19 protein-coding genes are annotated in these 21,406 nt (G+C 33.8%); 8 read left to right on the forward strand and 11 right to left on the reverse strand.

Annotation, left to right across the window (positions count from 1 at the left end):
- Positions 1–221 precede the first annotated feature (221 nt).
- The gene (locus tag NMY3_RS05840) at positions 222–644 is read left to right on the forward strand and encodes a hypothetical protein (RefSeq protein WP_196817978.1); all 423 of its coding nucleotides are present in this window, start codon (positions 222–224) and stop codon (positions 642–644) included.
- Positions 645–1,288: 644 nt separating this feature from the next.
- On the opposite strand, the gene NMY3_RS05845 is transcribed toward NMY3_RS05840, so the two are convergent.
- Together NMY3_RS05845 and NMY3_RS05850 are read right to left on the reverse strand one after the other, a co-directional pair.
- Positions 1,289–1,444: a hypothetical protein gene (locus NMY3_RS05845; RefSeq protein ID WP_196817979.1), complete on the reverse strand. Its 156-nt coding sequence runs from the start codon at positions 1,442–1,444 to the stop codon at positions 1,289–1,291.
- 60 nt (positions 1,445–1,504) lie between these two features.
- Positions 1,505–1,777 carry a flavin reductase family protein gene (locus tag NMY3_RS05850; protein ID WP_338140372.1) on the reverse strand — a complete coding sequence of 91 codons (273 nt, stop codon included), beginning with the start codon at positions 1,775–1,777 and terminating at the stop codon, positions 1,505–1,507.
- Between the two features lie 598 nt (positions 1,778–2,375).
- Between NMY3_RS05850 and NMY3_RS05855 the strand changes: the two genes are divergently transcribed.
- Entirely contained in the window at positions 2,376–2,606 is a 231-nt protein-coding gene (locus NMY3_RS05855; RefSeq protein WP_196817981.1) for a hypothetical protein, read from the forward strand.
- A gap of 808 nt (positions 2,607–3,414) precedes the next feature.
- Positions 3,415–3,600 carry a MarC family protein gene (locus NMY3_RS17050; protein ID WP_425319397.1) on the forward strand — a complete coding sequence of 62 codons (186 nt, stop codon included), beginning with the start codon at positions 3,415–3,417 and terminating at the stop codon, positions 3,598–3,600.
- Positions 3,601–3,680: 80 nt separating this feature from the next.
- On the opposite strand, the gene NMY3_RS05865 is transcribed toward NMY3_RS17050, so the two are convergent.
- The 4 genes from NMY3_RS05865 to NMY3_RS05880 all read right to left on the reverse strand — a co-directional run bounded on the left by NMY3_RS05865 (position 3,681) and on the right by NMY3_RS05880 (position 7,531).
- Complete coding sequence (locus NMY3_RS05865; protein WP_196817982.1) at positions 3,681–4,184, reverse strand: 4Fe-4S dicluster domain-containing protein; 504 nt, start codon at positions 4,182–4,184, stop codon at positions 3,681–3,683.
- Positions 4,185–4,387: 203 nt separating this feature from the next.
- Positions 4,388–4,606: a hypothetical protein gene (locus NMY3_RS05870; RefSeq protein ID WP_196817983.1), complete on the reverse strand. Its 219-nt coding sequence runs from the start codon at positions 4,604–4,606 to the stop codon at positions 4,388–4,390.
- Positions 4,607–4,782: 176 nt separating this feature from the next.
- Positions 4,783–5,991 carry an NAD(P)-dependent malic enzyme gene (locus tag NMY3_RS05875; RefSeq protein WP_196817984.1) on the reverse strand — a complete coding sequence of 403 codons (1,209 nt, stop codon included), beginning with the start codon at positions 5,989–5,991 and terminating at the stop codon, positions 4,783–4,785.
- A gap of 1,243 nt (positions 5,992–7,234) precedes the next feature.
- Positions 7,235–7,531, reverse strand: a complete 297-nt coding sequence (locus tag NMY3_RS05880) for a hypothetical protein (protein ID WP_196817985.1) — start codon at positions 7,529–7,531, stop codon at positions 7,235–7,237.
- 191 nt (positions 7,532–7,722) lie between these two features.
- Between NMY3_RS05880 and NMY3_RS05885 the strand changes: the two genes are divergently transcribed.
- The 3 genes from NMY3_RS05885 (at position 7,723) to NMY3_RS05895 (ending at position 11,491) form a co-directional block, all read left to right on the forward strand.
- A complete protein-coding gene (locus NMY3_RS05885; protein WP_196817986.1) occupies positions 7,723–8,778 on the forward strand; it encodes an alcohol dehydrogenase in 1,056 nt (351 codons plus the stop codon).
- The gene (locus NMY3_RS05890) at positions 8,775–10,190 is read left to right on the forward strand and encodes an NAD-dependent succinate-semialdehyde dehydrogenase (RefSeq protein ID WP_196817987.1); all 1,416 of its coding nucleotides are present in this window, start codon (positions 8,775–8,777) and stop codon (positions 10,188–10,190) included. The genes NMY3_RS05885 and NMY3_RS05890 overlap by 4 nt, the downstream gene beginning before the upstream one ends.
- Positions 10,191–10,255: 65 nt before the next feature.
- A complete protein-coding gene (locus NMY3_RS05895; protein ID WP_196817988.1) occupies positions 10,256–11,491 on the forward strand; it encodes a patatin-like phospholipase family protein in 1,236 nt (411 codons plus the stop codon).
- A 358-nt stretch (positions 11,492–11,849) separates the two neighbouring features.
- Here NMY3_RS05895 and NMY3_RS05900 read toward each other — a convergent pair whose 3' ends face one another.
- Positions 11,850–12,959 carry a Rieske 2Fe-2S domain-containing protein gene (locus tag NMY3_RS05900; protein ID WP_196817989.1) on the reverse strand — a complete coding sequence of 370 codons (1,110 nt, stop codon included), beginning with the start codon at positions 12,957–12,959 and terminating at the stop codon, positions 11,850–11,852.
- 487 nt (positions 12,960–13,446) lie between these two features.
- Positions 13,447–13,635 carry a hypothetical protein gene (locus NMY3_RS05905; RefSeq protein ID WP_320410463.1) on the reverse strand — a complete coding sequence of 63 codons (189 nt, stop codon included), beginning with the start codon at positions 13,633–13,635 and terminating at the stop codon, positions 13,447–13,449.
- A gap of 302 nt (positions 13,636–13,937) precedes the next feature.
- Here NMY3_RS05905 and NMY3_RS05910 point away from each other — a divergent pair, with 302 nt between their 5' ends.
- Positions 13,938–14,966, forward strand: a complete 1,029-nt coding sequence (locus NMY3_RS05910; protein WP_231100354.1) for a ring-cleaving dioxygenase — start codon at positions 13,938–13,940, stop codon at positions 14,964–14,966.
- An 823-nt stretch (positions 14,967–15,789) separates the two neighbouring features.
- Here the strand turns inward: NMY3_RS05910 and NMY3_RS05915 are convergent.
- The 3 genes from NMY3_RS05915 to NMY3_RS05925 all read right to left on the reverse strand — a co-directional run bounded on the left by NMY3_RS05915 (position 15,790) and on the right by NMY3_RS05925 (position 18,840).
- Entirely contained in the window at positions 15,790–16,383 is a 594-nt protein-coding gene (locus NMY3_RS05915; RefSeq protein ID WP_231100355.1) for an NADPH-dependent FMN reductase, read from the reverse strand.
- A gap of 261 nt (positions 16,384–16,644) precedes the next feature.
- Positions 16,645–16,875 carry a hypothetical protein gene (locus tag NMY3_RS05920; protein ID WP_196817992.1) on the reverse strand — a complete coding sequence of 77 codons (231 nt, stop codon included), beginning with the start codon at positions 16,873–16,875 and terminating at the stop codon, positions 16,645–16,647.
- Between the two features lie 378 nt (positions 16,876–17,253).
- Positions 17,254–18,840: a glucose/sorbosone family PQQ-dependent dehydrogenase gene (locus NMY3_RS05925; protein WP_196817993.1), complete on the reverse strand. Its 1,587-nt coding sequence runs from the start codon at positions 18,838–18,840 to the stop codon at positions 17,254–17,256.
- Positions 18,841–19,153: 313 nt separating this feature from the next.
- On the opposite strand from NMY3_RS05925, the gene NMY3_RS05930 reads away from it, so the two are divergent.
- Positions 19,154–20,734, forward strand: a complete 1,581-nt coding sequence (locus NMY3_RS05930; RefSeq protein WP_196817994.1) for an SLC13 family permease — start codon at positions 19,154–19,156, stop codon at positions 20,732–20,734.
- Positions 20,735–21,406: the final 672 nt, after the last annotated feature.

The raw sequence follows: 21,406 nt of genomic DNA on the forward strand, positions 1-21,406 counted from the left end.
TGATTGTAGATAACTGGATTCATATTCTGATCATTTGAATATTTTTAAAAAAACATAACTAGTATACGGAGTGTAAAAGATCCAAAATAATCAATTATTACATTGGAAGATATAAAGAATATACTTGAAAGTGTAAAATTAATTAAATTATCAAAGACGATCTCATGAAATACCCTACAAGATATGAATATGATTATATACTTTATTCTCTATTCTAGAACATGAATAATCAAACTCAAAATAATAAACAAGATAAAAATAATTTAACTCCGTCAGATGTAATTGCTAATGCGGCTCGATTCAATAAACAATTTATTAATAAACAGTTGGCAGGTCCTGTTACCGTAAGTGTTGGCAAAATGTTAACTGTAATGGGGCAACAACATAGTATTATTGGTATTTTATCTAATATCCTGGGAGATAGTCATAGTGATAAGGAATTGCATGATATGCATAATTCAATATTTGGAGGGCTAGTAGATGGCAGTGGTCCGGGTAGAAAAGGTATGGAGCTTGAGGATGTTTTAGCCAAAATAACTGAGTTCATAAATCAACAAAATCAACAAATTCAGGAACTCATTGTTAGAATTAGTCAAAATGTAAAGCATAGTGAAAATTCAGAGAAATCCTCTTCCACTAAATAGTAAAAAAATTATCTTTTAGACTAAATACTTTCAATAATCAATTTGAGTTTTATATTCATTGTAAATGGAGTCTTAAACTAAGCGGTCGAATTTTTAGATGAATTTGTAATATTACAGTTCTAACACTGTCTGTACCCAAAAAGATAACTATGATTGTAGAAGAGATTCGCTTGAGATTACGTCAAGTTTAATAACAATCAGTTGTAACACCCGTAGTAAAACATGGAATCATATACAAACTTGTAGATTCATGAGACTTTATCACTACATCCAATCTCGATGTGAAAAAAAGGTTACAGGGTAACCTCGCAATATCTCAGTGATAAGACATAGCAGGTTTGCGATTACTTTCCCTAAAGTACAAGAACTGAATTAAACCTTTTAAAATAATGGTTGGATTTGTTTGCATTTAATTATATTAAATTTCATGTCTATTTTACAGAGGAAGAGTAATGTGTTAAATTATGTCAAATCAAATAAACCTGAATAGCCCTCAATAAAGCCCGGGTCTATATTCGTCTGTAATTTATCTTTTTTCATGTTTTACAACTTACTGCTTTGAATCATCTACCATCAATAAACAATGATGGAGATAGAAATGATTACAATGACTTTGCTCGATTAAGTTTATTTAGTATCATCCTTTAACTCGTCGCATTTTCCAATTTTTCTATCAGAGTATCAACATAATCATTATCCATATTTCCTTCAAGACTTTCTAATGGACATGCATCTTTTGAGAATTGCAAAAGTACTTTTAAATTCTTCACATCAGTTGCTGAAAATTCAACTTGAACCATCTAGTAAATTCAACGTATTGTCTATTAAATATAATGATCATTTTATACCAATTCCAAAAGTTAAGATCTTAAATGATTGATTTTACTAAAATTCATCATTATTGATAGGAGTGTACTATGTTTCTCTAAAATATCTTTTATACTTTGACGTGTATCCTCATTAGGCTTTTCTATGGAATGTAGGGACCAATATTTTCCATTAATGTATATTAACGCTTCTTTCTCAGAATTATATATTGCATATATTATCTCTCCAATTAGCATTACATGATCCCAAAAAGTGACCTCTTTGAATAACTTACATTCAGAACTTAATGAAGCCCCTTTCACCATAAACACATCTATACTATCTGCTTGTTAGAACTGAAACCCCAAATCCTTCAAAGTATGAATTTTGTTATGGTATCTTCTACTATCTCCTCCAGCTACACTAGCAAGTATTGTCTGATCAGTTGCACTTAAGATAATTCCAAATTCTTTTGACGTTGTGATGTTTTTGACAGTGGCCTTTGTGAGTCCTAAAGAAACCGCTATAGGCCCTGGTCTATAAGATAGATGATATATTCATTCGCATGCCATAATATCATGACCATGAGGACCGTTTGATGTTATCAAGCCTATTGACATAGCGAATTTATTTGAACGGGGATCACCGCAAGGTAAACCCATAAAATAGAATTACAAGGCAGATATAATAAAGCGTTTAGAAGTTTTCTTCCATTAATCATGGAAGAAAATGATCTTACCGTTCCTAGTTTCACTGATTTTAACTTAAGCACATTCTGACCAGACTTTTATTTTTTGAGTTCTCATCTTTGGTCCTGCAGATTATTGTTTTATTATTGGTATTTAGAGACAATTATTGTATTTATATGTAAATAACACAAGATCAGCCTTTTATTCCTGATGCCCATATGATATAGATCAGCTGATGTCAATAAATTTGATAAGAATTGTAATAATGATATCTATGTTTATGATATATCAAGGCAATTTTGTAAATGAAAACGACTATAAAGTCTATTCCATGAATGCCTCTAGTGAAATCGACAGATTGTTTAATAACCTTACTCTTGATTATTTAGGATCCACGGGCTTTAATATTAACGGCAAAGATGATTTAATAATGGATGTTGACAATTTAACAAATCTTCTTTCCTAATAACAGGGAAGTCAAAATCACTTGACATATTGACTAAGCTAATATTTTACTTTTAGAAACACGGAGTTATTGATCAGTTCTATAAAAAAAGCAGATAAGATTCCAAACTTCAAATTAGAAGTTAGATGATCGATCTATAATAATGTGAAAATATGGATATCTAAAAATTTTTTTCTAGAGAAATTCTGCTGCGTTTACGTGACAAAGCCTACGAAAGTTGCATAGTTGATTCGTGTGATAGATAGATATTGTTTTTAATGCTTTATTTTATTCAGCAATCAATTGTATGCCCACGGGTTCGAACCATTTTTAACAAGGAAAATTATGGAATTTGAGTTGATGCACGTTTATACTAATTAAAATTGAAATGTAGATTACAGACAAAAGCCCTCCATCCGACTAACTTCAACACTTATAATCAAAGGATCGATCTTTTCACTTTATTAAAATATAGGATGATAAGAAACTTCAGTTATGCCGCTTAATCAAAAGATATAGGAGAAGACGTCAATTAAAGGATATCAGTGTGACACTATTGCTTGTGACGAACCATCAACTGTTCAATGTCCTCTATGCAAAACCCATGTGTAATAAACACAATACTGTACACATTCATAATCTTGAATGATTGCATCACATTATTGAAATTTTGACACCACCCTTTGTTATCAATTATAGATTGTGCCGATATCTTCCCATTGACAAAACGATACTATAGGGCGAATCTTAATAACAAATATAATTACAATATAGATGATGATATTTGATATAGATTCTACTGCATCATAATTTATTTTCATTTCTGAGTATTTTTGATGATCTTTTAAGGACCACTATATCCCTTTTTGCCGTAATTAACCCTATCGGTACTATACCTTTATTTGCCAGTATGATTCAAAAAATGCAAAAAGTCGATCGGGATAGGGTATTAAAAGCAACTGTTATTACAGCAAGTGCTTTAGTGATGAACTTTACAGTTGCAGGGACACAATGAAAAAATCAAGCTTATTTGATGGTAATACATTCGAATGCAATTATTTCTACAATAATAAAATGGTGTCACTCATTTATTTATCATGTTTCACCCAAAGACTTTGACATTTCGTCATGAACCTGTAAATTTGCTTCATCAACTTTTATTGATTGAGTAGGACATACTGTTACACATGCCATACACCAAATGCAGTCGCGTTCTCTTATTGGGTCTGATTTATCTGTAAAATCTTTTCTGCCATCTCTATTGCGATCCTCACCTATTCCTTCACTTGTTGCATTGGTCATCTCTATTGCAGGAACATCTTGTTCTGATCTATACCATTGATATACCTGAACAGGACATGCTTCTATACAAGCTCCATCAGCGATACACGAATCCCAGTCTAATGCTACAAAAGTTCCATGCACTCCTAGACCTACATATTCTTCATTTCTTTGCTTATAAGCCTCTTGAACATCTGCATTTTCAGAGGATTCAGCATCAGTTCTTCCTGGGCCCCAAACAAAATGATATCTCCCATCTGCGTTTTTGTGTTTTCCTATAATTTGGTGATTCTTTGGAAATTCTGGATCTATTGGCATATTTACGTGATCCTAGTAATACTTATAACGCTTTGCAATCCAATATTAGTTAGGAAGCACTAAGCAATTAACTAAATCAGATAACTTTTATAAAAGTTGGATGAATTAATTCGAGTTGTCCTTTTGATTTATTGGCTCTAAACTATCTGATATAGGTAGCTTTGATCATTTATCAATACAAATGAAAATGGCAAGAAAAGATATTATTCTTTACTAAAGCCTTCTTTGTGTATCCAATAGTATGAAACCTTATCAGCTCCAATCCAAAAGGTTTCAGTTCCAGCATCAATTATTATTTCTTTTGATTTATCATCAAATCTTACGTTATGTTTATGCAGTTCAATCCTTTCATTATTATCCAACCTTACCATTACCTCTCCATTTTGATCTAAACAATTTTTTATATTTTCATAATTTGCCATCTATTAATAAGAGTGTCTTCCTTTTTAAACCTTGTTACCATCTCACCAGAATTGTGATTTATTGACAAATTAGAAAGTTTGGAAAGATGATGGATAGTTTTTTTGTCCCCAGTTCACTATACAATCAGATAGGTGATCGGAATTCTTTACCCAAAGTATGTGTGATCATAAACTGATTATGTTATAGTTTTAGCCTTATTTTCTATATGACTTTGTATTGCATTTCTTAATGTATCAGTAACGATATGAATAATCCGAGGATCGTCAACTTTCGGTATTATATAATCCAATTTTAACTGTTTATTATCGAGTATATTTGCTATGGCTGTAGCAACGGCTACCAGCATACCTTGACTTAAAGTATTGATTCTAAGATCCAAAAGAGCGCGCAGTATTGATGGGAAAACTACTGCATTGTTTATTTGATTTGCGAAATCTGATCTACCAGTAGCAACAACTTTAGCACCTGCTTCTAAAGCATCAGGAGGTAGAATTTCAGGATCAGGATTACTTAAACCAAAAACAATTGGGTCTGAATTCATTGTTTGTATCATATCTCTATTTATCAATTTACCCTTTCCAGACACCCCTATGAATACGTCTGCCCCTTTTATAACCTCGATAAGACTCCCATTTAATTTCATAGGATTCGATTTCTTTGATATCTCTCTTTTATATGGATTTTCTATACCCGCAATCCGATTTTCATATAATGCTCCAATGCTGTCAGTTACGACAATATCCTTGCATCCTGCTTCTGTCAGTATTCTGAATATTCCATATCCGGCTGAACCTGCTCCTGCAATTACCACTCTTATTTTGTCTATTTTCTTTTGTACTAGTTTAAGTGCATTTAATAATCCTGCTAAAGCGATTATTGCTGTACCATGTTGATCGTCATGGAAGACCGGTATCGTAAGTTCTTTCTGTAGTCTTTCTACAATCTCCAGTACTTTGGGTGATTCAATGTCCTCTATATTTATAGCACCAAAAATTGGTTGAATGGATTTTACTAATTTAATTATCTCCTCCTTATCTTTGGTGTCGATACACAAAGGAAAAGCATTCACACCACCTAAAACTTTGAACAATACTGATTTTCCTTCCATGACTGGAATTGCCGCTTCTGGACCAACATTTCCTAATCCCAATACTCGGGTCCCGTCACAAACAATGGCGACATTGTTCCATTTTGACGTATAATCAAATGCTAATTTTTTATCTTTACTTATGTCTCTGGCTACATATGCCACACCAGGAGTATAAATAAGGTCAAGTACATCGTTCTTGCCTTTAAAAGATTTATTTATGGCAATTGTATTGTGAATTTCGATTTTTCCCTTTAGTGTTCGATGGAGGCTTATTGCATCTTCTTCTAGGCTCATTTAAACTATCAAAGTGAATATAGTAGCGTTATTGTATATACATTCCTATATAGGAGAATAAAAAGTATGAATTACCAGTCTAACTGTGTACCTTAAATAATTCAAAGTTTAGTATTATTTAGAGATGAAATGCAGGAATGTCAAAGACCTGACTGAAGGATTGTATACTGTGTTTGTGTGATCAATTAATTTTTAGAAAAAAGAATTTCATATAAGTTGCACTCCAAAATATCTTCTTGGATCAACAATCACTTTTGAAGTGAATAACTTTCCATAGTATGTGATGCATTTTTGCAGTTTGAGTCTTTTTACTATCGTAGTAGTCTGGTACATACGGAAATCAAATATAGTTAGTGTATGGTATTGTATTATAATGACAAAAGAAATAGCTCCGAGAGACTTATAAAAATAAACGAGAGCCGGGCAAATATATTATAATAGATGTAAGAGAAGGAACCGAGATGAAAGTCCAAGAATTCGATGGTGGGATAGCAAGATATGGGGAACATTCAATATACCACTGGCACACTAAATAAGACTCCGAAATGGAGATTTAGATGACATACACAAGTTCCAGTATAACTTTACTTTGCAATGGACAACAGGGCGAACATCGGTACAGATGAGCTTAATAGACAAGGGTTTAATGCCTTTAGTATTGAAACTGGATTTATTGCATGGAAACAGGAAGTGGAATGACGACAAAATGTCATTAAATTTAGAAAAATGTAAACGGCCATATGAATAAAGATATTAAACAATATTGAGATCATGGAAAGAAAAACCTTTGCACCCGGATTGATTAGATGGAGTTTCCAAAATAATATTAAAAGTGGCACGAATTATCTTGACTTATACAACAAGGGCTAACATACAGATTAGTGAAATATGAATTATACTAAACGTAGTAATTCACCAATGAAATTGATTAACTAGGTGATGTTTTAAATTCTGTTTACAGAATTATCATCGAAAGACTATTTGAGAATTTTCAATACTGTTTACCATATGGATACTATAGTGCTTAGGTCTACCTCGTACTTTTATCAACAACTTTCGGGAACTATCATTGTCATCCTGGCCGGGAGATTATCCTAAAACATATTACTGATAGGGAATTCATGAAACTTCTGAATTCAACAGAATGAATAGGATTTGGTTTTATCCCATATTCCCTTAAATTTTGGTTTTGTCATTATTGTTTCAGCAAGACCTTTCCAGCGAAACCGAATGTCAGAGGAAATCATTTTTCTTTTATTAAGTGAAATAAGAATTCAAATAAGTCCAGAAAAGCCACTATTGCATAATATTCGTCAGAGATATCAACTAAAGAAAATCGTTCTTCAAATATAGGACTTTCCTTTGCCATCTTGGTAAATACCTCCATATTCTCGAGTTTAAACCTTGCTTCCATTATTCTAGGACATATTTGCCGTCCACTTTGCATTTTCATATTTTTTCTCACAATTGAAAAATTAACTATCGTCACAACAAAAAGTCCAGCGACGATTATGAGAGAAATTAAGGGGATGTATGCCACAAATGAATCCGTTTATAACATAGTAATAAAATAAACTGTATAATTATTTAACAGAAACTTAAAGAATGAAAATATTGAACAACTATTACCAAGAATAAATGGTCAATATCCAAAAAATAAATCTAGTTACATCTTTTAATTCCTACAATTTTTTTATCATTATTTATATTTAGTAACTTCCTTGTACTTATATGAAATCTGCAAGAATCGTTAAACCACATGAACCTCTGAAAGTACAACAACTTGACATTCCCAAACCTACGGGTACTCAGGTTCTCATTAGAGTTCATTCTTCTGGAGTCTGTCATAGTGATATTCATTTGTGGGATGGAGGATATGAAGGCCTTGATGGACAAATCCTTAAAACTACTGATAGAGGAGTAAAATATCCGTTGACTCCAGGTCATGAAATAGCAGGCACTATAGAAAGTCTAGGAGATCAAGCTGAAGGATTTAGCAAAAATGAAAAAGTTATTGTATACCCGTGGATAGGTGAAGGCTTATGTCCTGCTTGTAGAAGTGGCGAGGAAAACCTTTGTGATAAACCAAGATCATTAGGCGTTTATTTAGATGGAGGCTATTCAGAGTATGTATTAGTACCAAGTTACAAATATCTTATAAAAATAAGTGATGATTTGGATATGGATGCCGCTGCGACATTGTCATGTTCTGCACTTACAGCATATGGAGCAGTAAAGAATGCTAATTTAAAACCAAATGACAATGTTGTGATTGTTGGCACAGGAGGATTGGGCTTGATGGCCATACAGCTTGCAAGAGCAGTTACTGGTGCCAGGATAATTGCAATGGATATAGACGACGACAAATTAAAAACTGCCAAGGATAGTGGCGCTAACGATATAATCAATTCTAAAAAAGAGGATCCTTTAAAGGCAATAATGAAATTAACTAACGGCCTGGGGGCTGATGCGGTAATTGATTTTGTCAATGCATCAAAAACCGTAGAGATTGATATGCAATTTCTTAGAAGAAGAGCAAGAGTAGTATTGGTAGGACTATTTGGTGGCGAATTAAAATTGGGTCTAGTAAGTATGCCAACAAGAGCATATCGATTAATTGGATCGTATACTGGAACGATAAATGATTTGGTGGAATTAGTTTCATTAGCTAAAAGAGGAGTAATAAGACCACTAATTTCAAACCGATTTAAACTTGATCAGGCAACACAAGCATTGACGATGTTAAAAGAGGGTAAAATAGAAGGTAGAGGTGTAATAAATCCATGAAGGATTCTATAACGGATTCAGCGATGGAATTTAAAACAATAAATCCTGCAACAGAAGATGTTATCAGCCAATATCAAATTATGACCAAGGATCAGATAAACGACAAAGTAAAGAAATCCAAAATCGCATTTCAGGAATGGAAAAAAGATACAAACAAAAGAATTGATTTTCTCCATGCTTTTGCTAATAAATTACGAAAGGACAAAGAAAAACTTGCTAGGACGGCCACAAATGAAATGGGAAAGGCAATAAAAGAAGCTAGATCCGAAGTCGAAAAATGTGCTTGGGTAATGGAGTATTATGCAGATAACGGACAGATCCTTTCAACAGATGAAATTATAAATACAGATGCAAGGAAAACTGTAATAAAATTTCAGCCTATTGGAGTAATTGGTAGCATAATGCCATGGAACTTTCCTTACTGGCAAGCATTAAGATTTGCGGCACCTTCACTAATGGTTGGCAATACAATTGTACTAAAACCATCTAGTGCCACCATGCAGTGTGGAATTGAAATGGAAAATGCTTTCAACAATACCGGGTTTCCAGAGGGGGTATTTCAAACCCTAATAGGTAATTCAAGTATCGCAGAGTCACTAATTGATTCGGATATTAACGCTGTAACATTTACAGGAAGTGTTCCTATAGGTGCAAAAGTCGCACAAAGGGCCACATCACAAGTAAAGAAAACGGTTTTAGAGTTGGGAGGAAGTGATCCTTTCATAGTGTGTGGGGATGCGAATATTGAGAAAGCATCTGACGGCGCTATAAAGGGGCGCTTTATAAATTGTGGTCAAAGCTGCATAGCTTCAAAGCGTTTTATTGTAGTAAAAGATATAGCTAACGAGTTCATTGAAAAATTTGTTCAAAAAACTGAAAAACTTAGAGTAGATGATCCTCTATTAGATGATACCGATTTAGGACCTCTTGTAAACTCTAGTGGCCTAAAGAAAATAGATTCTCAGGTTAAAGCCTCCATTAAAGAAGGTGCCGAAGTGCTAACAGGAGGGAAACAAGTAGGAAAAAAGGGATATTTTTACAGACCCACAGTTCTTAAGAATGTTAAACCAAAAATGTCTATAGCTCAGGAAGAAGTATTTGGCCCAGTCGCTCCGATTATCATAGCTAGTGATGATGTGGAAGCCATAAGAATTGCTAATGATTCAGAATATGGTCTTGGAGCAAGTATATGGACTCAGGATTTAGACAAGGCAGAAAGACTTTCAGGTGCTATCGAGTCAGGTATTGTATCTGTTAATAATGTCGTAGCTTCGGATCCTAGAGTTCCATTTGGCGGAGTAAAAAAGAGTGGTTTTGGGAGGGAACTGTCAAGATATGGTATGCTGGAATTTGTAAATATAAAATCAGTCAGGTTCTACGATCAATTAATTCATAACCATCATGTTGAGTGAGGACGGAAAGATGTCGAGTAAAGTAATAGTGATCAATTGCATGCATAAGGTAGGACCATTTGACTATGTCTGATAATGCTATCGAAAATGTATTAATTCTTCAAGGTGGTGGTTCTTTGGGTGCATTCGGATGTGGTGTCTATAAAGCTCTTGTAAAAAATAACATCAATTTGGATTTGATCGCGGGTACTTCCATTGGAGGTATAAATGCTGCAATAATAGCAGGAAGTAAAAGTGAAGAACACACTGATCAACTCCTCGAGAATTTTTGGGTAGAACTATCTGAAGGCTTTGTAGATATCGATGGTCTTTCACCATTTTTTGCTTGGAACAAGTATATGGAACAAATGCAAATATTTTCTAAATATGGATATTATCACTATTTTTCAGCTTTATCAGCAACAATAGCAGGAATAAGAGAAAACTACTCTTCAGATAGAATTAAGACGGAGATAAAAGTAGGACAAATGAAGTCCTTTTACAGTTCTGCCGTTTTTGGAAATAGTAAAATGTTTAACCCTAGATGGGCATCAGAATATGCTTTGAAGGATCCAGAATATTTTACACCACAAAAATGGACTTTCTTATATGACCACTTGCCTATAATAAAAACTCTAGAAAAGTACGTCAATTATGACAAACTAAAACCAGAAGCAAATTCTAAGATCCGCTTAATTTTAACTGCTGTAAATGTTCTAAATTCACGCCCTTTAACATTTGATAGTTATAAAGAGCAAATAACTACTAAACATATCCTTGCAACTTCTGCTTATCCACTATATAATTTTCGTTGGATAGAAGTAAAAGACGGAGTCTTTGCATGGGATGGTAGTCTACTTAGTAATACTCCATTAAGAGAAGTTATAGCAGCTTCACCAAAAAGAGATAAAAGAATATACATCGTAGAAAATTATCCAAAGAACATAGACAATCTGCCAAATAATATGCCCGAAGTTTATCACAGAGCTAGAGATATTATGTTTTCAGATAAAACAGAACACAATGTACAAATGTCAAAGGTGATATCAAGGTATTTAGATTATATTAAAGAACTTTATCAAATAGTAGAAAATAATATTGATAAATTACAGATTGATGAAAAACAACTCAAGAGAATCCGTCAAAAATATAAAATATACAAACAAGAGCATGGAGCGGAAATCAAAGAAATTTATCATGTAAAACGTGAGGAGCCATACCCTCATATGTCTGAAAATGCAGATTTTTCGCCGCAGACAATCAAGAATGCTATAAAGGAAGGAGAAGAAAAAACAAACGAAATCATAAAAAATAAGAAATAAGTAATAAAAGCCCCTGCATGAAACAAGCTGTAAGACAATGAATGTTTAATTTACTTTATCTTTTTAACATAATCATATTTCTCGCATCTACTGTAAACAAACAAAAGTAAATTTATTTAATTTGAAATCCACTGTGGAAACAGAATTAGTAAATTCTTCTGAAGTTGTGATTCTATGATGTTTCTTACCAGCCCCAAAAATAAATTATTTTCCTCTCAATCTCGTCTTTGAAGATAATCTATTATAATACAGAGTTAAAAAATTAGGAACGAGTTAACTACTGTCGGTACTATTTAATTATCTTCCTTTGGATATCTTAATTCCACCAGATCATAAAGTTTTTCTCATTATTATTACGTCAATAACCCGTAAACTCTTCCACCTTTATTCTTTGTTCTGAAATTTTTAATTCTTCCTGTAATAAGGATTGCATAGCTTTTAACATACTTGGAGGACCGCAAATGTAGAATATTGAATTGTTTAATAAACTATTGTCGAGGTATTTTAAAATCATTGCTTTGTTTATTCTCCCATACTCGCCTTTCCAATCATTTGCTGTTGTAATTGATTGATTATCATCATGTTTGTCTTCACTAACAGTATAGATGATCTTCAGATTTTTGTTTAATTTTGTCCATTCATCAAACTCTTTTTTGAAAAGGATGTTAACCGGATCCCTATTTGAATCAAACAATACTATTTTCAGGGGTAGTTGCTTATCTGTAGCGTATTTTATCATACTTCTAAATGGCGTAACACCAATTCCTCCAGAAAGAAACACAGCCGGTTTAGAATGATCATCATGCAACACAAATTGTCCTTCAGGACCCCTAACCTTGACTTTGGCCCCAACCTCTAACGTTGAAAGTCTTTTTTTATATGGAGAATCCCTCATCCTTGTTGTGAACATTATAAAATCCTCTGTTGGTGAAGATGAAATGGTAAAATGCCTGATTGGACCTTTAGGATCATTATCGACACCACCTATATCAAAAAAGGCAAATTGACCTGTAGTATAGTCTGATAGTAATGTTGTCTGGCTCTTTTGTACTTGATTATCTTGTTTACTAAACTTAAATGACATTACATCGGTTCCCTCCACTCTTATTTTTTCTAATAATTCTAGCTCAGGTAGGGGCGATGATTTAGTTTTACCTCGTATCTTAACCAGTATGTTGTTATCTTCTATTTTTACTTCATACGCTGGTTCTGGTTCATTTGCTGGTGGGCTTGTTACCTCTCCTGTTCTTACATCAAATTTTGAATTATGCCAAGGACATTCGACTTCATATCCATCAAGAGTGCCATCTGCTAGAGGCCCACCTTCATGAGTACAAATATTATTAATCGCGTAGTATTTTCCGTCAACATTAGCAATACATACACTTTCACCGTCAACTTGAACTTCTTTCATTTGTGATGGCGGTATGTCTTTAGTATCAGCAACTCTAATGAAACCTTCGTTCACTTTCGTTCAGGTTTATTATGCATAACAATTTGTATATGGGTTCCTATTTCAACATCCCAAAATTTGTATTCTATAATATTATTACACATTTTAGCATTCTTCTTACTAAATATATGCATTTTATACGCAGATATAGTAAATTGTTATAGTAACCAAAAAGAAAGAAACTAATTGTCTATCTATTACACTTTACAGAATCGAAATTTTCCTGCGTTTATTAATTGATCTTTTGCAAATATCCCAATTAACAAGATTTATTTACTGACCTGCCACTTTGTTTATTCCAAAAGAGTAATTATTTATCATTATTCCTCATTAAAACAAGTTAATACCTTTTTCAAATGGATCAGCAAACAAGATAGGAGAAATATCATCAATTAAAACATTGTAGTAATAAAACAAATTAAGTTGATAAGATATAAGTTAATTGACAGACAAAGCAATTAAGAGATCGAGATATTCAAAACATGTTAAAAATCAGACTAGATTAAGATAATATTAAATTTAATAAACTCGATAACTTTCTGAAAGGATTTGGACTCGGTAATATATGAGGTATTAAACCCGCAGGACCGGTATAATCTGCATTTGGAAAGTCAGATCTAAAGTGAGCACCTCTAGATTCTTGTCGCATCAATGCACTCCTCATTATGGCCTCACAAACAATTAAGAAGATTTTACTTCTAAAGTTAAAATGATATTTTCAATATTATCTTTATCATCATCAATTTGGTATTCTTTTACAAAAATTGTCTTTCCCATAATTTTCTTTTTTTATGGGTATTCAACCAATGGTTGATAATCAACAACCTTCTTTAACAGTATCCTCGTACAACCCCTTTATAAAATAGAAAAGTAATACACCATAAAGAAAATTATGAATTATTGCTAAAACCCATTTAAGCTTGAATATCACACAAATTATCACAGCTTTGACCTGTTTATATTCATGGAATGGATATTAAGTATGAGAGCATTATGGGTTCAGAAAAGTTTGATCAAGGCGTACTGGGAATACACCATGTTACGGCCATTGCCCGTGATCCTCAGAAGAATATTGACTTTTATACAGGTATTTTGGGATTAAGATTAGTAAAGATAACAGTAAATTTTGATGATCCTACAAACTATCACTTGTATTATGGTGATGAGTTAGGTAGGCCCGGAAGCATTATTTCATTTTTTCCGTTGGAATATGTACAACAAGGATGGAGAGGTACGGGACAGGTTGATACGATATCATTTTCGATTCCCGAAAATGCAATAGAATATTGGATTAACAGATTTAAAGATAAAGGAATATCTCATAGAGGACCTACAAAACGATTTAACAGCGAGCAAATCATAACATTTGTTGATCACGATGGAGTAAAACTAGAGCTGGTGGCAAGTAAAGAAGCAGAAAATAGAAAAATAAATGCATGGAATGGGGGTCCCATATCAATAGAGCACGCTGTTAGGGGTTTACATTCAATTACTCTTACTCTAGAAGGATATGAAAAAACAGTTTCTCTTTTAACTGATATACTGGGATTCTCTAAAATAGTAAATGAGGATAATAGAGTTCGTTTTCAGATTGATGATACTGTTAGAGGAGAAAAAGTTCAAACTACGGTTAATTCTGCTCCTTCAATAGTGGATATAATATGTCACCCATATAGTCATCGAGGAACAAGTGGTCCTGGTACCGTTCATCACGTTGCATGGCGAACTTCTACAAACGAAAATCAAGCTGAAATACGTAATCGAATAGTTAAATTTGGATTGAATGTTACCCCTGTTATTAATAGGGTCTACTTTAATTCTATTTATTTTCGAGAACCAGGAGATGTATTATTTGAAATAGCAACCGATACACCTGGCTTTCTAGTTGACCAAGAATCTGCGGAATTGGGAAATAAACTTGTATTACCAAAATGGTTGGAACCTAAAAGGATTTACATCGAAAAGACATTGCCTTCACTTAAAATACCCTCTAAAGGAAATATGGGGCCTGAAACGAAATAAAATGAAAACTAATAAAAATATCCAAATTGAATACTGGATACTGAATATTTATATATAAATAGCAGTCAATATTTTTTTTCGACTGGTTAAAATGGTATAGGTTGATAAACAATTGATCAGCAATCGTATTTTAAGTTCAATTGCAATTCGCAACCAGTTAAATTAATACTACCAGTTCATTTAATTAACGTATAGTCTAATATGCATATTGAGAATTCATCTTCATTGGCTTTGTCCCTTACGGGTTATACGTTTTAATCTAGTCACAGTTAAGATCTCAACTCCTCATGATATGGAGAACACTCTTTCACGTGGAAGACTTGAAGAGATGATAGAGTTTGGAAAAACTGTAAAGATCCTTTAGATGGAACCTCGTTGGCTATCCAAGAAATTGCTGTAATCCCTTTATTTGAAAAGGCGACTCATACTTTCGGTAAATGTAACATTCTTAGAGTTATAATTTACACTCTTGAGTCGTTACTAGAATGACTTCCTCCTAAATATTTTAACCTATTTTCTAAATCTGTTCCCATAGGGTACATTTTATCATTATTCGTATACTCATAAAGATACACCTGAAAAGTTTTACAATTGGGGCAATATTGATAATATAACCTATGCCATAATTTTGTATCATCATTAGATTCAGGGTTATTGTGCCTTAATTGAGGGTGAAAGTGTTCTTTACAATTCTGGCATTGCATGGTAGTAGTAGCTCGTAATATTATTAAACCGTTATGTGGGCGGCGGAATTCAATGATGACTTGCTATATCGATATGAATTTGAGTTTTGAATTACTCTATTACTTTAAATATGCTTATACTAACTTGAGCGAAGGGACTTCATAGCGCCCGCCCAAGTAACCAACTCGTCTAGCATAGTGTTAATCGATTTCTCATGAATATTATGAGGTTTAAATATTGAAAAGTTTTCAAAATCCGTATATATAGATAACTGCACTTGAGCTCGAACAGTAGCAACCTTAACCTCTGCCATAACCAAACGCAATTGTTCGACTGCACGTACACCTCCAGCGCTACCATAACTAACAAATCCAGCAACTTTGTTATTCCATTCTTTGAAGAGAAAATCAATAGCATTTTTTAATGCACCGGGGATTCCATGGTTATATTCTGGTGTCACAAACACATATGCATCGAAAGAGTCGATTTTTGCAGACCAAATCTTAGTATGCTCCTTAGAATACTGACCCATAGAAGGTGGAATCGGTTCATCCAGTAATGGGAGGCTGTAGTCTTTAATATCCACCATCTCATATTCGGCGTCTCCTCGGCTGTTTGCCATCTCATATACCCATCGACTTACCGCTTCACCGTTACGTCCAGGCCTCGTACTGCCAATGACAATGGCAATCTTTAGTCTTTGGTTATTCATATAGCATTTAAACCGCGACATCAATTATAGTTTATGGATAAATTTGTAATGATCTAATCCAATCATAAAAGTTGAGTTATATATTCATGTTTATAACCTATTTCTTACAAAAAGACCTATCACTTGTGATTTAAAATATCAAACTAAATAATCTGTTATATACTTAAATTAGATAATGAAAAATAATGAATAGGTCATCTGAAGATTTTGTATATAGGGTATGGATGGAATCTTCTGTTGCCTAAGATAATTTGAAAAATGCAATATATGGATGCTAAAAGATTATAGTTTTTGGTTATATCTATCTTCAAGGTACGAAAGTCCTTTATCAGTTGTTACATATTGTAAATTGATCTCTGTAAATTGTAACATGCGATTATCCACTATGTAGGCTAATGTTCTGTTAATTTGACTTTTAGAGAGATAAGTTAAAGATTCAAAAATTTTTGATTTTGCAATGCCTTCTTTAGAGATTTCTAATATCTTTACGATTAAATCTTCTTTAAGAGACAATAACAACTAGACATTATCACGACTAAAATATGTAACTAAAGGGGAATGAAAGAATAACCTGCCTATCTAAATTTCGATTTCACATAATTACACAAGTCCATATTCTAAATCATTATTAATTCTATCAAAGATTCATTCAGCTGGTAAATGGAAGAATCAGATTAAAAAAACTTAATTCAAAAAAATCGGTATTTCCAGTTATCTCATATTAGACCACCTCATTACCATCTATCTTCCATTTATGAGGCATTATCCAATTCTTGATACAAGTTTAATCCCACATTTATCTGCTCACCGAAAGAATGTTTATTTTTTATGATGTCCTGTTTTATGGTTTTGTTATAGGAAAAGGGTTGGAAGGGGTTAAAGGTATAGTGCCTATTGTAAAGTCGAGTTGCCTGCTCCCACATAATTGAATGCTATAAGCGCACCAGGGCTCCACAAAGTTGTGGTAGGTGTAATTGGACCATCTTTCATGGCTTGCACAGGGCCTGCCGGGTCTGTAATTACGTAAATGGTACTTCCGTCTGGACTAAAAGCAATATCTCGATAGCGGTTCTCAGAGCGGAAAAGATCTTGAGGTTTACCTTTGACTGCTGTGCCGTTGTCGTCCAGTGTCATTTTGATGATCTTTCCTCCCTTCAATGTAGTCATTAACAAGTTATTCTCCCATCCGGGAATAGTGTCGGATGTATAAAGACGTAAACTCGATGGTGCAACGGTTGGATAACACGTAGAGGTCATCTCTCCGCATGACTTGCCTGCCTCTGTAAAGTTAAAGCCTTTATCTACTGTGTAAAACGTTTGTATTGGAGGGACGAAATTTGTTGCATTGAATTCACTTTCACTTTTTACAGTCACACCAACAGGGGCAGGTGCTACATCGTTAAATTTTAATTCTGGACAATTCTTTGCTGCAGACCAGTTGTAATACTGATACGCTTTGTCGTCAATATAGCCTGAGACATAAGGCCATCCATAGTTTCCACCTGCTACAAGGCGGTTCACTTCATCATCAGAATTATCGCCATGCTCCGAAATGTAGATATCGCCAGTAGGACCTATTGCTATACCTTGAGCGTTACGATGACCATAGGTGTAGATGTGGCTTTGGATTCCATTAATAGCAGGATTATCTTCGGGAATTGAACCATCTGGATTCATACGAAGTACTTTACCTTCATATGTACTCCAGTTCTTGGCTGCCACCTCTTCAACTGTTGGAAGGTGTTGCGCCATGTTATTCAGACATGCTAAAGCCAACTGGTTTTTGCCCTGATCACCTATGGTATAGTATAGTTTGCCATCAGGTCCGAATGTCATACGTCCAGAGTTATGATCACTGCTTCCTGATAAACCACTAATTAGGTCTAGCGGCTCGCTAATATTGTTCGTAGTTGGATCGTAAGTGAATCGAGTAATTTTGGTTTTGAGCTCAGGCGCTGCTCCTTCATCAGATGTTTTTTCATATGTATAGGCTACGTAAATATGGTGTGTGCTATTGAAGTTGGGGTCAAATGCCATTCCTAGAACTCCATCCTGGCCTTTAGATTGGTTCGCGTTAGGGATAGGCATCGTGCTAAGCTTTGTACCATTAGTGGGATCTACTCGTAAAATGTCCTTTCCTACTCGTTCTGTGATCCAGAGCGTATCATCAGGACCATAAAGAAGGTTTAGAGGAGCGCTAAGATTTCTTGCTATCACATTCACTGAGAAACCCTGTTCATTCAAAAGTTGTTCACGAGCTTGTTGTTGTGCTGGTGTTAAGGTTTCATTATTTGTTAAAGGAAATGGATCTTCTCCTTGTGCCAATACTGTTTGGACAATATTGGTGGCCGTGATAGTAGTATTAATAGAAAACCCACTAAACGTTGCTGGAACTACTGATAAAAGTATTAGTCCAAACAATGTTACTGTCACAATATAACGCGTTGAGTTAAATTTTGAATCTTTATGGATAAACATTACAAAAAGGTTTTAACATAAAATTATATAAAGATCTATATTTATTTCTTGATATTTTTTGAATCATTATATTAAAATATAAATCTGAACAAAAAACCTCATTTTTTGTGTAGAATCTCTAACTATTATATAACTTTTATGCAATATGAGTAATACTATGATTCAAAATAAAGGATTATCAAATAAAAAATCAATAGTTGTAGCCTTTATAGAAATCTTAACAGATGTTTGTTATCACTCTAAAATATTTTCAAATTATGCCACATAGATGGGTATATCAACTATAATCAATATAGTTGAAGTATCAGTAAACATGATTTCGCGTAATCTTATCACAAGAATCGGGTTATTTTTGGGCCCATTTTTGTTCATAATTGTAATCTTTCTTCCATTACCACAAATAGACGAGTTATCAATTGAAGCTAGGGTGGTTTTGGCAGCAACCCTCTGGATGGCCGTCTGGTGGATTACCGAAACAGTTCCTATTTACGTAACCGCTTTATTGCCTCTAATAATCTTTCCTTCACTTCATGTCACTAGTTTCACAGAAACCTCATTTAATTATGCAGATCCTATTATATTTTTATTTCTAGGTGGATTTCTCCTGGCCAAAGCTGTAGAAAAGTCGAATTTACATAAACGGTTTGCATTTAATATCCTAAATCTATTTGGTACCAACCCAAAATATATTGTCGCGGCGTTCATGCTGGTAACATGGCTTTTAGGGGCATGGATGAGCAATACGGCCACAGCGATATTAATGCTTCCAATAGCGTTAGCAGTGATTTCATTGTTAGACAATGTGGAAAGACATAGCAAGTTTGTTGTGTGTCTATTGCTTTCCGTGGCATACTCTGCAAGTATTGGAGGGGTGACAACACTAATAGGAACCCCACCAAATGCAATATTTGCATCCTTAGCTAACTCCATAGCTGGCGTAGATGTAACGTTTAGTCAATGGCTTCTTCTTGGATTACCAATTGGAGGAATATCCCTTTTTGTAGTATGGCTCTATATGATCAGGTTTGGCTCCAAAATTACAGATATAAATTCAGATGTTATAGGGGACAAGAATGTAATTAGAAAGAAATTAGGAGAACTTGGACATATTAGCAGAGATGAAAAATTAGTTGCAATTGTCTTTATTTTAACAGCTGCCGCATGGATTACTAGAGGGTTGATTTGGAAAGACATCTTACCAGTGGTGGATGATTCTATGATAGCAATTGCTTCAGCCATTTTGCTATTTTTAATTCCATCCACTTCATCTTCATCATCATCATCATCAGGCAAAGAAAATCTCAAAGGATCAAAGTTAGAACACCCATCAAATATCATGAACAGAATGTCCTCTAATGGGAATCAAGATAATGACAACCATAAAAATAACAAAAATAATGCTATTAGTAATACATCTTCTAGACTATTGGATTGGAATACTGCTGTTACTATTCCTTGGGGTGTTCTTATTCTTATAGGTGGAGGATTGGCTCTTGCTAACGGATTTACGTCCACAGGGCTTGGCGACTGGATTGCAGGGCAGTTGAGTTTCCTTGGAGGTGCAAATTACATAATAATCATTCTTGTGCTTGTAACTTTGGCGATACTACCTACTGAGATGATAAGCAATACTGCCACTGCGGCATTGTTACTTCCTATATCGGCCTCACTTGCAACATCGATGGGGATAAATCCCGTATTATTCATGGCACCAGTAGCAATAGCTACTAGTTATGGCTTCATTATGCCCGTTGGAACTCCGCCAAATGCAATTGTCTATTCATCCGGATACATATCTATGGCAAAAATGGCCAGAGCTGGTATCCCACTGGACTTTATATCAATCGTGATGGTAACAATATTGACTACTATATTAGTTCCGCTTGTATTTTGAGGTAGTTGTGAATTGTGAATTGTGAATTGTCGAAAAAATATAAAGATGTTTTTTTTCATATGGTTATTATGATATAGAAGGAATTTTTTATTGATGTCATTAATATTTAGGCTAAATGTGATTTCTCTTGATAATCAGTATAATGACATCATAGATATATTCTTTAAGATGAATCTGAAAAATAGAGTTAAGTATAAAAAACGGTTTTGTTGTATAAACACTTTTAGTAATCCATCAATTTATGAATTGCTATTACATAATAATAATGTCCTACAATTTGGATTAATATGAATCAATATGAATTAACTAGGTTTTCCATTTTTTATATTAAATGAAAGACTCAAGAAATAGTCAAGATATCAGAACTAAATTTGTTTTAAATTAAAGTTGACGATATTCAAAGAATGAACAATCCTGTATTTTCACTAAACTGAAAATTAATGTGTTTGTTTAGGTTGACAATTAACATTGTATGCTCTAGAGAATTATCAATACCTTTGCTTAAGCCCAATTAAGTTCCTGATTAGATCATATTAAATAGTATTATGATTAACTGGGTATGCAAGTATCAATACTTGAAATGCTTGCTTAGAAGTGCGGTAGTTGGTTAGCATTATACCCCAGCGACCACATTTCTAATTAAATATATCACATTTTATAAATATCAAATAT

It is taken from the genome of Candidatus Nitrosocosmicus oleophilus (assembly GCF_000802205.1).
Taxonomy (GTDB): Archaea; Thermoproteota; Nitrososphaeria; order Nitrososphaerales; family Nitrososphaeraceae; genus Nitrosocosmicus; species Nitrosocosmicus oleophilus.